At 72.5% G+C, this 12,642-nt stretch carries 3 protein-coding genes; 2 read left to right on the top strand and 1 reads right to left on the bottom strand.

Annotated elements, in window-relative coordinates:
• Positions 1-1,220, bottom strand: a 1,220-nt coding sequence (locus tag AOK17_RS41685; RefSeq protein WP_425424681.1) for a tetratricopeptide repeat protein, incomplete at its 3' end; no start/stop codon positions are given.
• Between the two features lie 899 nt (positions 1,221-2,119).
• Here AOK17_RS41685 and AOK17_RS41680 point away from each other — a divergent pair.
• On the top strand, positions 2,120-9,403 hold the full coding sequence (locus AOK17_RS41680; RefSeq protein ID WP_055617858.1) for a type I polyketide synthase: 7,284 nt from the start codon (positions 2,120-2,122) through the stop codon (positions 9,401-9,403).
• Positions 9,404-9,545: 142 nt separating this feature from the next.
• Positions 9,546-12,642 (top strand): type I polyketide synthase (locus AOK17_RS41675; protein WP_055617857.1); only part of this gene is annotated, 3,097 nt, incomplete at its 3' end.

The raw sequence follows: 12,642 nt of genomic DNA, 5'->3' as shown, positions 1-12,642 counted from the left end.
GCAGCCGCAGCCGCAGCCGCATCTGCTTCGGTGGCGGTGGCCGGGGCGTCGGGAGTTGGCGGGCTGGTGGCCCCGGTGTCCGTGCCCGCCTCTGTCGGGTCGGAGGAGTGCGCGCTCGTCTCATTCTCGGTCAGGGTGCCCACGTCCGGCACCGAGGCGGTCCGGGCATCCGCATCCGTGCTCGTGCCCGCATCGGTCACGATGCCGAACTCCGCCTGTGCGCGAGCCACCATCTGTCGTGCGTGCCGCAGTCCGATGCGTTCCAACACCTGGGCGAGATCGGCCAGTTCGGCGGCGGTGTCGTCGAGGTCGTGGCCCAGTTGGGCGAGGGACTTGGCGAGGCCGAGCCGGGAAAGGGCCTCCCCTCGGGGCTCGCTCATCGCCCGGAACTCCGCCAGCGCCTGGGTGTAGACGTCCCGGGCCTCCGAGTAACGCCCGGCCCGGTAAAGGACGTTGCCGCGCATCTTGTGGTTGTAGGCCAGTGCGCTCGACAGGTTCATCTCCTGGCAGGTCACCTCGGCCTCGGCGAGCAGGCCGAGCGCGCGCTCGGCATCCCCGTCGCGGACGGACACGATGTCGGCCAGGCCGCGCAGCGCCCACGCGTGGCCGCGCCGGTCGTCGGCCCGCCCGGCGATCTCCGCGGCCTCCTCGAACATCGCGTACGCCGTGTCGTACGAGCCGGTGTTGCGGTGAATCTGCGCGATGCCCTCCAGGGCCCACACTGTGTGCCGCGCCTCGCCGCGCTTGCGTGCCTCGGCCAGGAGTTGCTCGTGCAGCGCGCCGACCGCCTCGTAGTCGCCCTGGATACGGCCCGTCTCCGCCATCCCGGCGAGCGAGTAGCCGCGTACGACGATGTCGCCGCCGCGCTCGCCGAACTCGGCCGCGAGCCCCAGCAGCCGCCAGGCGAGAGGGAACGCACCGCGCTGGCGTGCCAGCGTGCCGCCGCTCCACAGGGCCCATGCCATCGCCGCGGTGTCCCCGGCCCCCCGTGCCGCACGGTAACTCGCCTTCCACGCGCGGTCGGCGTCGCCCACCTGCCCGAGCCTCCGGTGCGCCTCCGCGACCGCGAGGCCCGAGCGCGCCACCTCCCCAGGTGCTCCGGCGCGCTCGGCGGCGCGCAACTGCTCGGTGCCCGCGGCCAGTACGTCGACCAGGGAGGAGTTCACGGACAGGGTGGTGAGCGCACCTTGGTACTCGGGTGCGAATGCCTTGCCGTACATGCGTGCCTTTCGGTCTGCCGATGCTCGGACGGGCGGCGGCGGACCTGACTCCGCTTGCGTATACACCGCATGTATACGCGATGTGTATAGTGTCCTGTTTTCCGCCCCGGGTCATGTGTCCTGGGTCGACGGGTCACCGGCGCCGCCGCGCCACCTCGTTGTCGATCAAGACGTGGATGTCGGTGGCGGGGTTGCCTCTGCGTCGTAGATCACAGTCGGGGTGGGGAGTCGGCGTGGTGCACCGAGGCTTCCGGCCGGATTGTCCTGGTCGACCCGGACCGATTGGTTTCCTGAGAGCGATTCGACCGATTGATCCGAAGTGCGGTCTCCCGGTGTCGGCAGGGAGATTCCCTAAACGTGTCGCGGTTGCGGAGAGGTAAAATCCTGCAGGCGGTTCGGGGGAGGGGACGGGTAAAAGGGAAAACCCTGTGAATGAGCCGGAGTGGTGTCCCGTGATGGAGTCAGGTGTGTGGGGATTTGTTTCTCGACATCGCGCCGCGTGCGGATCTTCGGAGCGTGGTCCGACGGCGACTTCTCGTGCGGACATGTGAATTTTACAGAGTGGCGTTGCGCTGCCGTCGGTGTTTCACCGGAGTGAATCATCACGCTGCTTTTGGCGGACTTGCGGCGCTGTCGTCCGGCTAGCGTAGTGACTGATTGCAATTGGCCGGGTTTTCGGTTCTTGAGGCCCGACCAGGTCTGGCCGAATCGATTCCACGGCGTAGCGGCAGGTCGACGCGATGTTGACCCGCGGGTAAGTATGGCGCTAGCTTCCAACGGGTTGGTCTTCGCGTGGGAGTTTCCCCCGGCGCCGTGTAAACGGTGCATGTCCGCGTGGGCCAATTCGTCGTCTCCAGGCACCCCCCACCGTGCAGTCTCACCGATTATTTCGGAGAATCATGACGTCTGCTGTGCGCGCCGAGGACATGATCATTGGAATCACCCCGTTCGGTGAACCCGAAGCCAGGCTTGCCGCCGCAGTCAGCCGTGCGGGCGGCCTCGGTGTACTTGACCTGGGGGTCGGCGACCGAAGAGCCAGAGAGGCGCTGGCATCCCTCCGGCGCTGGGCGACCGGACCGTTCGGAGTGCGGGCCGGAACGCACTGCCGGATCGCTCCCGGGGAACTCGCTCCCGGAGAACTCGGTCCCGGGAATCTCGAACCCGGAGAATTCGCGCCTGGAAAGAAGAACGGAAAGCCGCGAAAGCGAGACGACGATGACCTCCATACCGTCGTTCTCGGCACGGATTCGCCATGGCAGATCGACGAGGTCGCCGCGACGTACCGAGTCCTGGTGGAGGTCACGGACCTGGAGCAGGCTCTGGCGGCGGTCCGCGCCGGAGCGCACGGCCTGATCGCCCGCGGCAGCGAGAGCGGCGGCCGGATCGGGGAGCTCAGCACCTTCGTCCTCCTCCAGCGCCTGCTCGCCGAACCCGGCGTCGACCTCCCCGTCTGGGCCTGCGGCGGCATCGGCCCCCGTACGGCGGCGGCGGCCGTGGCCGGCGGGGCGGCCGGAGTGGTCCTGGACAGCCAGCTGGCGCTGCTCGCCGAGGCGAGGCTTCCGGAGCCGGCTGCCGCGGCACTGCGGTCCATGGACGGTTCGGAGACCGTCGTGGTGGGCGGGCACCGGGTGCTGCACCGCCGGGGCCCGGACGCCCCGCGCATCCCGGCCGACGATCCGCTGCTCGTGTCGGGGATGCTCGGCGCGCAGGACCCGCGTACCCAGCTCCTGCCGGTCGGTCAGGACGGCTTCCTCGCCGCCCGCTTCGCCGAGCGCTGGGGCGACGCCGCCCGGACGGTCCGCGCCCTGACCGCCTCCGTCCGGGACGCCGTACGCGACGACGGGCCGGCCGGGGCACTGCGCCCGGGGTCCCAAATGAGCCGGGCGCTTGGCACACGCGTGCCCGTCGCCCAGGGGCCGATGACCCGGGTCAGCGACCAGGCGCGGTTCGCCGCCGCTGTCGCCGGGGACGGGGCCCTGCCGTTCATCGCGCTGGCCCTGGCGAGCGGTGAGCAGACGCGAACAGTCCTGGAGGAGACCCGCGCCGCCGCGGCCGGCCGGCCCTGGGGTGTCGGTGTGCTCGGCTTCGCACCCGAGGAGACCAGAAACGCCCAGCTCGAAGCCGTACGGGACCTGCGGCCCACGCACGCGATCATCGCGGGCGGACGACCGTCCCAGGCCGAGGCGCTGGAGCGGGCCGGGATCAGCACCTTCCTGCACGTGCCCTCGCCGGGACTGCTCCGCCAGTTCCTCGACGCCGGAGCCCGCCGATTCGTCTTCGAGGGCTCCGAATGCGGCGGCCACGTCGGACCGCGCGCGAGCTTCCCACTGTGGGAGGCCCAACTCGCCGTGCTGGAAGACTTCTTGGACGGCAAGGATGACCAAACGGCCAAAAGCGTCGAGGTGTTCTTCGCGGGCGGCGTCCACGACGAGCGCTCGTCGGCGATGGTCGCCGCGCTGGCCGCTCCACTGACCGCGCGCGGGGCCGCAGTCGGCGTCCTCATGGGAACCGCCTACCTGTTCACCGACGAGGCGGTGGAGTGCGGGGCGGTCCGGCCGCTCTTCCAGCAGCAGGTCATGGCCGCAACCCGCACCGCGCTCCTGGAGACCGCGCCCGGCCACGCCACCCGCTGTGTGCCCAGCCCGTTCAGCGAGAACTACCGGGAGTTCGAGGCGGAGTTGCGCGAGCGCGGTGTGCCCGAGCGGCGGATCTGGGAGGAACTGGAACGGCTCAACGTCGGGCGGCTGCGCATCGCCAGCAAGGGGATCGAGCGGGACGCCACCGGTGAACTGGCGGCCGTGGACGAGGAACGCCAGCTCTCCGAGGGCATGTTCATGGCCGGGGAAGTGGCCGTGCTGCGCTCGGCGACCACCACGATCAGCGCGCTGCACGGCTCGGTCACCACCGGCGCGGCAGGGTTCCTCGCCGCCCGCACGGCCCTGCTCCGGGAACGCCTCGGGATGGACACGGCCGAGGAGCCCGCGGCGCCCGAGCCGCTGGACGTGGCGGTGGTCGGTATGGCCTGCATGTTCCCCCAGGCCCCCGACCTCGCCTCCTACTGGGCGAACATCCTCGGCGGCCACGACGGCGTCGGTGAGGTTCCCGCCGACCGCTGGGACCCCGCCGTGCACTACTCGGTGGACGCGGACGGCGCCACCCCGTCCAAATGGGGTGGCTTCCTGCCGCGGATCCCCTTCGACCCGCTGCGCTACGGCATCCCGCCGACCTCCCTGGGCAGCATCGAGCCCGTACAACTGCTGGCACTCGAAGCCGCGCGGCGGGCACTGGAGGACGCCGGATACGGGGAGCGCGGCCGGGGCTTCGACCGGACACGTACCTCCGTGGTCTTCGGCGCCGAAGCGGGCAGCGACCTCTCCAACGCCGCCACCCTGCGTGCCGTACTGCCCTCCTACTACGGGGAGGTGCCGGGAGGTCTGGACGAGCAACTGCCCCGGCTCACCGAGGACTCCTTCCCCGGCATGCTCGCCAACGTCATCTCGGGGCGGATCGCCAACCGGCTGGACCTGGGCGGCGCCAACTACACGGTCGACGCGGCCTGCGCGTCGTCCCTCGCCGCCGTCGACGTGGCGTGCAAGGAACTCGTCGGCGGCACGAGCGACGTCGTGCTGTGCGGGGGCGCCGACCTGCACAACGGCATCAACGACTACGCCCTCTTCTCCTCCGTGCACGCCCTCTCCCCGACGGGCCGGTCGCGGGCCTTCGACGGTTCGGCGGACGGGATCGCCCTGGGCGAGGGCATCGCCTGTGTCGTGCTCAAGCGGCTCGTGGACGCCGAACGCGACGGCGACCGGATCTACGGCGTGATCAAGGGAGTCGGCAGCTCCAGCGACGGCCGCTCGCTCGGACTGACGGCGCCCCGCCCCGAGGGCCAGCGTGCCGCGCTGGAGCGGGCCTACCGCAACGCGGGCATCTCACCGGCCGACGTCGGCCTGGTCGAGGCCCACGGCACCGGGACCGTGGTCGGGGACCGTACCGAACTGACCATCCTCAGCGCGGTGTTCACCGAGGCCGGGGCCAAGGCCGGTGGCTGCGCGCTCGGTTCGGTCAAGTCGCAGATCGGGCACACCAAGTGCGCCGCCGGACTCGCGGGTCTGATCAAGACCGTGCTGTCCCTGTACACGGGAGTCAAGCCGCCCACCTTGCACATGAAGCGGCCGAACCCCGCCTGGCAGGAGGAGAGCAGCCCGTTCGTCTTTCACGCGCGGCCACGGCCCTGGGCGGCCCCGGCCGAGGAACGGGTCGCCGGGCTCAGCGCGTTCGGCTTCGGCGGGACCAACTTCCATGTGGTGCTCAGTGCCCACACGGCCGCCGAACCGCCCGCCCAGGGCCTGGACAGCTGGCCCGCCGAACTGTTCACCTTCCGCGGTACGGATCCGGCGTCGGCCCGGCGAGCCGTCGAGGACGTACTCAAGGCCGCCGAGACCGACGGCCGCCCATGGCGCCTGCGCGACCTCGCGCTGAGCGCGTCCCGCCGTGCCGACGCCCGCCACGAACCGGTCCAGGTGGCCGTCGTCGCCACTGACGTCGACGGGCTGGTCGGTCAGCTGCGCCGGGCTCTGGCGGGCGAGCACGATCCGGCCGGGGGCGTCTACCTGGCGGAGGCCGGAGGAGCGCTGGGCGGCGGAAGCGAGCAGGCGAGAGCCGACGAGGGGCAGGCGGAGGGGGATGCGGAGCCGGCGGACGCTGGGCAGGCGGACACGGCGCAGGGTGACGCGGAGTTGGCGAACGTGGGGCAGGTGCCCTCCGGTTCGCGGCGACCGGCGGCGGCCGACGGCAAGGTCGCGTTCCTCTTCCCGGGCCAGGGCAGCCAGCGGCCCGGGATGCTCGCGGACGTGTTCATCGCCTTCCCCGAGCTCCAGCACTACCTGCACCTCGGCCGCGACCACGCCGACGCGCTGTACCCGCCCGCCGCCTTCGACACGGCCACCAGGGATCGCCAACGGGCCGGGATCACGGACACCCGGGTCGCCCAGCCCGCGCTGGGCATCGCCGGACTCGCCGCCTACGCGCTGCTCACCGCGGCCGGGGTACGGCCGGACATGGCGGCCGGGCACAGCTACGGCGAACTGGTCGCCCTCTGCGCGGCGGGCGCGATCGCACCGGAGGCGCTCCTTGAGCTGAGCGCCGAGCGGGCGGCGGCGATCCTCTCGGCCGTCGGCGAGGATCCGGGAACCATGGCGGCCGTCGCGGCTGGTGCCGAAGACGTCGAACAGGCCCTGCGCGAGACGGGCGCCCCCGGCACGATCGTCGTCGCCAACCACAACTCGCCCCGGCAGACGGTGATTTCCGGACCGACGGAGGCGATGACCACCGCTGTGCGACTGCTGCGCGCGGCGGGACACCGCGCCGAAGGCATTCCCGTCGCCTGCGCCTTCCACAGTCCGGTGGTGGCCGCCGGCGGAGAGCGGTTCGCCGAGGCACTCGCGAGCCGGACCGTGCGTCCGCCCGAGTTCCCGGTGTGGTCCAACCGCACTGCGGCCCCGTACGGCGACCACGCCGACGAGATCCGCGCCGAACTCGCCGCCCAGATCGGCGCACCCGTCGGATTCGTCGCACAGATCGAGGCCATGTACGAGGCCGGAGCGAGGATCTTCCTCGAGGCCGGACCCGGCTCGATACTCACCCGGCTGGTCGCACAGATACTCGGCGACCGCCCGCACCGCACCGTCGCGTGCGAGCCGCGCCACGACAGCGGACTGCGTGGCTGGCTCGATGCGCTGGCCCAACTGGCCGTGGCGGGGCTGCCGGTACGCACCGGATGGCTGTTCCAGGGACGCGACGCCGTCGACGCGACGCGGACCCCGGAGCCCAAGCGGCCCGGATGGACGGTCGACGGGCAACTGGTCCGTACGGCCGCCGGAGAACTCCTTCCCGGTGCCCTCGCGCCGGCCCGACGCGTTGTGGAGACGACAGTGACGACGAGCCACGCGAACCATGGAAACGGCGTCCCGGCCGACAGGGACGCGCTGATCGTCGAATACCTGCGCACCAGCCGGGAGATGGTGGCCGCCCAGCGGGACGTGCTGCTGACCTACTTCGGCGCCACGGCGGGGGAGTGGATTCCCGCGCCGGGCGCGCCTGCCGCGCCCGCCACGGCCGGGACCCATCCGCAGGCCCTACCGGCCGCTGAGCTTTCCGTGGCCCAACAGCCGCCGGTTGCACGGCCGGGGGTGGCAGCAACGCCTGCCACCGGCGAGGCGACAGCCACCGCGTCGGTCCCGGCAGCCGCCACGGAGGCGGTCTCGGCTGCCGTCACGGAAGCGGACGTCCTGGCGGTCGTGCTGGAGATCATCAGCGAGCGCACCGGCTATCCCGTGGACATGATCGAGCCCGATCTCGACCTGGAGGCCGACCTCAGCATCGACTCCATCAAGCGGGCCGAAATCGCCGGTGAACTGGCCAAGCGCCTGGGCGCCGGGGGCGGCGTGGACGTTGCCGGGCTGGATGACGCGGAGTTGGAGGACCTGGCGAAGGCCCGCACGGCCGCGTCGGTGACGGGCTGGCTCGCCGCGCGCCTCGCGGGGCCCGCCGAACCGTCCGGCGGAACGGCTCCGGGTACGACCCCGAGTACCCCTCCGCGTACGACTGGAGGGCCGGAGGGGCCACGGGACGGCAGGGTGGCCGGGCGGACCGAGACGCCGGAGTTGACGGAGTCGACGGAGGTCACCGGCGAGGCCCCGAAACGCTTTCAGCTCCGGCCCGTGCTCCTGGAGCAGCAGGACGGCGACGGCTCGGCGGAGTCGTCCGCCGTACTGGCCGGAAAGCGGTTCGTCCTTCTCGGCGACGAGGGCGAGGACGTGTCCCGGGAGGTCCGCTCCCGGCTCGCGGAGCACGGAGCCGACGCCGTGGTCCTCGGCCCGGAGCACCTGCTCACCGAGGCGGACGGCCGGGTGGACGGGGTGCTGTACCTCGACTCCCTCGCCGATTCCCCGGCACCGGTGCTGCCCCACGCCTTCCCGGTGTTCCGGGCCGCCCTGCGACGGGTGCCGCGCTGGCTGCTCGCCGCCCGGCCCGCCGACAGGGACTCCCGGGGTCTCCGGTCGGCAGGGCTGCACGGTCTGTTCCGTACGGTCGCACGTGAGTACCCGGAGACCGTCGCGCGGATCGTCGACCTCGACGACACCACGCCGGCCGCCGTCGCCGACGCGCTCCTCGCCGAACTGCTCGCGCCCGACCTGGCCCCGGTCGTCCTGCGAACGGAAGTCGGTCGCCACGGACTTGACCTCGTGGAGACGCCGCTGGGCACCCTCGGCACGACCGGCGCCGGACCGGCGGGCGACGGAGCCGCCGAGGCCGCCGCCATAGGCCTCGACCAGGACTCCGTGGTGCTGCTGGTCGGCGGAGCCCGCGGCATCACCGCCACCTTCGCCGCCGCGCTCGCCGCGGCCTCCCGGTGCCGTATCGAACTGCTCGGCAGGACGCCGGCGCCGACCGGACGCGAGGATCCGGCCATCGCCGCCGCGGCGGACCGCGCCGCGCTGCGTACGGTTCTCGCCGCCCGGGCGGGCGGTGGACTGACGCCCGCCGACATCAACCGCGCAGCCGAACTCGTCCTGGCCCAGCGGGAGATCACCGCAACCCTGGCGGAACTCGCGGCGCTCGGCAGCACGGCCCGCTACCACTGCGTGGACTTCCGGGAGCCGGACGCCGCGCTCCAGGCGGTGAAGGAGATCCACGCCGAGCACGGCCGGCTCGACGGTGTCGTCTACGCGGCCGGAGTGATCGAGGACCGGCTGATCGTCGACAAGACCGCCGAGTCCTTCCAGCGCGTGTACGAGACGAAGACGAGCGGCGCGGGGACCTTGCTGACAGCGCTGGAGGAGTTTCCGAACGGGCCCGCGTTCGCCGTCCTGTTCGGCAGCATCTCGGCCGTCCTCGGCAACCGCGGCCAGGTCGACTACGCGGCTGCCAACGACGCCCTGCAGAGCCTCGGCGCCGACTGGGCCGCCCGCACCGGTCACCGCGCGCTGACCGTGCACTGGGGACCGTGGGCACCCACCGGCGGGCACACCGGAATGGTGACTCCGGAACTCGGACGCGAGTACGCCAGGCGCGGGATCAAGCTCATCGACCCCGAGGAGGGCACCGCGGCGCTGCTGCGTGAACTCGCCTGGGGCGACGAGTCGGCCGGAGCCGTCGTCTACACCTCGTCGGGCTGGTGACATGAACGACTTGGCCGACTTCGCCGACCTGACGGATCAGGCGGATCGGGATCATCGGAATCAGCAGGATCAGAGGAATCAGCGGGGTCGGCGGGATCAACAGAGTGGGCGTCAACTTCCGTCTCCCGTCGCCATTGTGGGGATGTCGGTGCTGCTGCCCGGCGCCGCCGACCTCGACGCGTACTGGCGGAACCTCCTGGTGGGCACGGACGCCATCACCGACGTACCCGACGGGCGGTGGGACGCCGACTACTACCGCCCCGACTCCGCGAGCGGGCCGGCCGTCGCCGACCAGGTGTACTGCCGACGCGGCGGCTTCGTCGACGGGCTCGCCGACGTGGAGGTCACCCGGTTCGGGATCATGCCGAACTCGGTGCCCGGCACCGAACCCGACCAGCTCATCGCGCTGAACGTGGCCGCCGCCGCCCTCGCCGACGCGGGCGGCGAGGACCGGCTGCCCGACCGGCACCGCATCGGCGTCGTCCTCGGCCGGGGCGGCTACCTCACCCCCGGTCTGGTCCGCCTCGACCAGCGGGTCCGCACCGCAGGTCAACTCGTGCGTACGCTGGGCGAGTTGCTGCCCGACCTGGACGCGGGCCAACTCGAACGAGTACGGGCGGCGTTCACCGAGCGCCTCGGGCCCGACAGCCCCGAGTCGGCCATCGGCCTGGTGCCCAACCTCGCCGCCTCGCGCGTAGCCAACCGCCTCGACCTGCGCGGCCCCGCCTACACCGTGGACGCCGCCTGCGCGTCGTCGCTGGTCGCCGTCGACCAGGCGGTGAGCGAACTCGCCTCCGGGCGTTGCGACTTGATGCTCGCCGGGGGAGTGCACCACTGCCACGACATCACGCTCTGGAGCGTCTTCTCCCAACTCCGCGCGCTCTCCCCGAGCCAGCGGATCCGCCCCTTCCACCGCGACGCCGACGGCATCCTGATCGGCGAGGGCACCGGTGTGGTGGTGCTCAAGAGACTGGCTGACGCCGAACGGGACGGCGACCGGATCTACGCGGTCATCCGGGGCACCGGCGTGGCCAGCGACGGCCGCGCCGCCGGTCTCGTCAACCCCGACCCCGGCGGCCAGGCCCACGCCGTACGCCAGGCCTGGCAAGCGGCGGGGCTCGACCCTGCCCGGCCCGGATCCATCGGGCTCCTGGAGGCCCACGGCACCGCGACCCCGGCGGGCGACGCGGCCGAACTGGCCACCCTGGCCGAGGTGTTCGGCCCCGGCGCGGACGGCGACCGCGCGGTGATCGGCTCGGTGAAGTCGATGATCGGCCACACCATGCCCGCCGCCGGAGTGGCCGGCCTGGTGAAGGCAGCCCTCGCCGTCCATCACGGGATGCTCCTGCCGACCCTCCACTGCGACGACCCGCACCCCGCCCTCGCGGCCACCCGGTTCCGCCCGCTGGAAACGGCGACGCCCTGGGAGACCGGTCCCGGGCAGCCGGTGCGCCGGGCAGCCGTCAACGCGTTCGGCTTCGGCGGGATCAACGCACATGTCGTACTGGAGCAGGCGCCGGCCGTACGGGCTACCCGAACGCCTGACGTACGGGCCACCCGAGCGCCTTTACGGACCGCTACAGCTACAACCACAGCCACCGCTGCCGTCGCCGAGCCGGAGCAGGTGCTCCTGCTCGCTGCCGACAGCCCTGAGCGCCTCGCCGTCCTGCTGGAGGCCGACGATTCGGTGCTGCTCGCGGCCGGTCTCGACTCCGGCTCCGGCCGGACACATCCGGACGCGGGCCGGTCTCGGCTCGGCATCGTCGCCCCCACCGCCAAGCGGCTCGCCCTGGCCCGCCGGGCGGTCGCCAAGGGACGCGCCTGGCACGGCCGCAGTGACGTCTGGTTCACGCCGAGTCCGCTGCTCGGTGGCAGTGGCGGCGGCGATGGGGACGGGAACAGTCGCGGCAAGCTGGCCTTCGTCTTCCCAGGACTCGAAGGCGACTTCGAACCCCAAGTCGACGACATCGCCGCCCACTTCGGCCTTCCCCGCGTCCCGGAGCCCACCTCGAACGCCGAGGGGGCGGCCCGGGTCTCGGACGTGGGCCGCCACGGATTCGGTGTCGTCGGCGTCGGCCGGCTGCTCGATGGCGCGCTGCGCCGCATGGGTGTCGTCCCGGACGCGGTGGCCGGACACAGTGTCGGCGAGTGGACGGCGATGGTGGCCGCAGGGATGTACGCCGGGGACGAGGTGAGCGACTTCATGGCGTCGTTCGACCCCGACGCGCTGACCGTCCCGGGCCTGTCCTTCGCCGCTCTCGGCGCCCCCGCCCGGCGCGTTCTGGAGACCCTCGACGACGGGTGGACGGACGCCGGAATCGTCCTCTCCCACGACAACGCGCCGAACCAGTCGATGGTGTGCGGACCGCAGGACGCGGTGGAGGAGTTCGTACGCTCCTGCCGCGCCCGGGGCGTGCTCAGCCAGGTGCTGCCCTTCCGGTCCGGCTTCCACACGCCGATGCTGAAGCCCTACCTCGCACCCATCGAGGAAGCGGCGAACCGCTTCCGGCTGCATCCGCCGACCGTGCCCCTGTGGTCGGGAACGACCGCGGCGCCGTTCCCCGCGGGCGAGGCCGCCGTACGCGACCTCTTCGTCAGACACCTCCTGGAACCGGTCCGCTTCCGGCAGCTGATCGAGGCCATGTACGCGGCCGGCCATCGCGCCTTCGTCCAGGTCGGCACCGGGCAGCTCGGCTCCCTCGTCGGAGACACGCTGAGCGGACGGGATCACCTGGTCGTGGCGGCCAACTCGCCCCACCGCACCGGCCTCGCCCAGCTCCGCCGAGTGGCGACGGCACTGTGGACCGCGGGCGCGGCGGTGGCTCCCGCGCTGCCGCCGTCCGTACGTTCCGTCGGCTCCGCGGGGCCCGTCGGCTCGGTGCGCCTCGCGCGGGTGGACCGCCCGACCGTCCGCCTCGCCCTCGGCGGGGCGCTCATCTCGCTCGACGGCCCGGCTCTCACACAGCTGCGCGCCGAGCTTCGCGGCTCACCGGCCCCGAGCGAAGCCGTCCCCACGGCGGTCTCCCCGGCCCAGTCGCCACTGGACGCGCTCGCCGCGCGCATGCCGGTCGCCGCCGAACTGAGCGCGCTGTTGCGGGACACGGCAGACACGGCCGCCGCACTGATCACGGCAGGAAGCCGCCACCCAGGCCCTGCACCGGTCCATTCCCCTGCCTCCGCCCAGGGGCCTTCTCCCGCCCGGGCAGCCGCTCCCACCCCAGCCGCTGTCCCCACAGCCC

This window comes from Streptomyces phaeochromogenes (assembly GCF_001418655.1).
In the GTDB taxonomy this organism is placed as follows: domain Bacteria; phylum Actinomycetota; class Actinomycetes; order Streptomycetales; family Streptomycetaceae; genus Streptomyces; species Streptomyces phaeochromogenes.
This window is presented reverse-complemented; position numbering and strand designations above follow the sequence as displayed.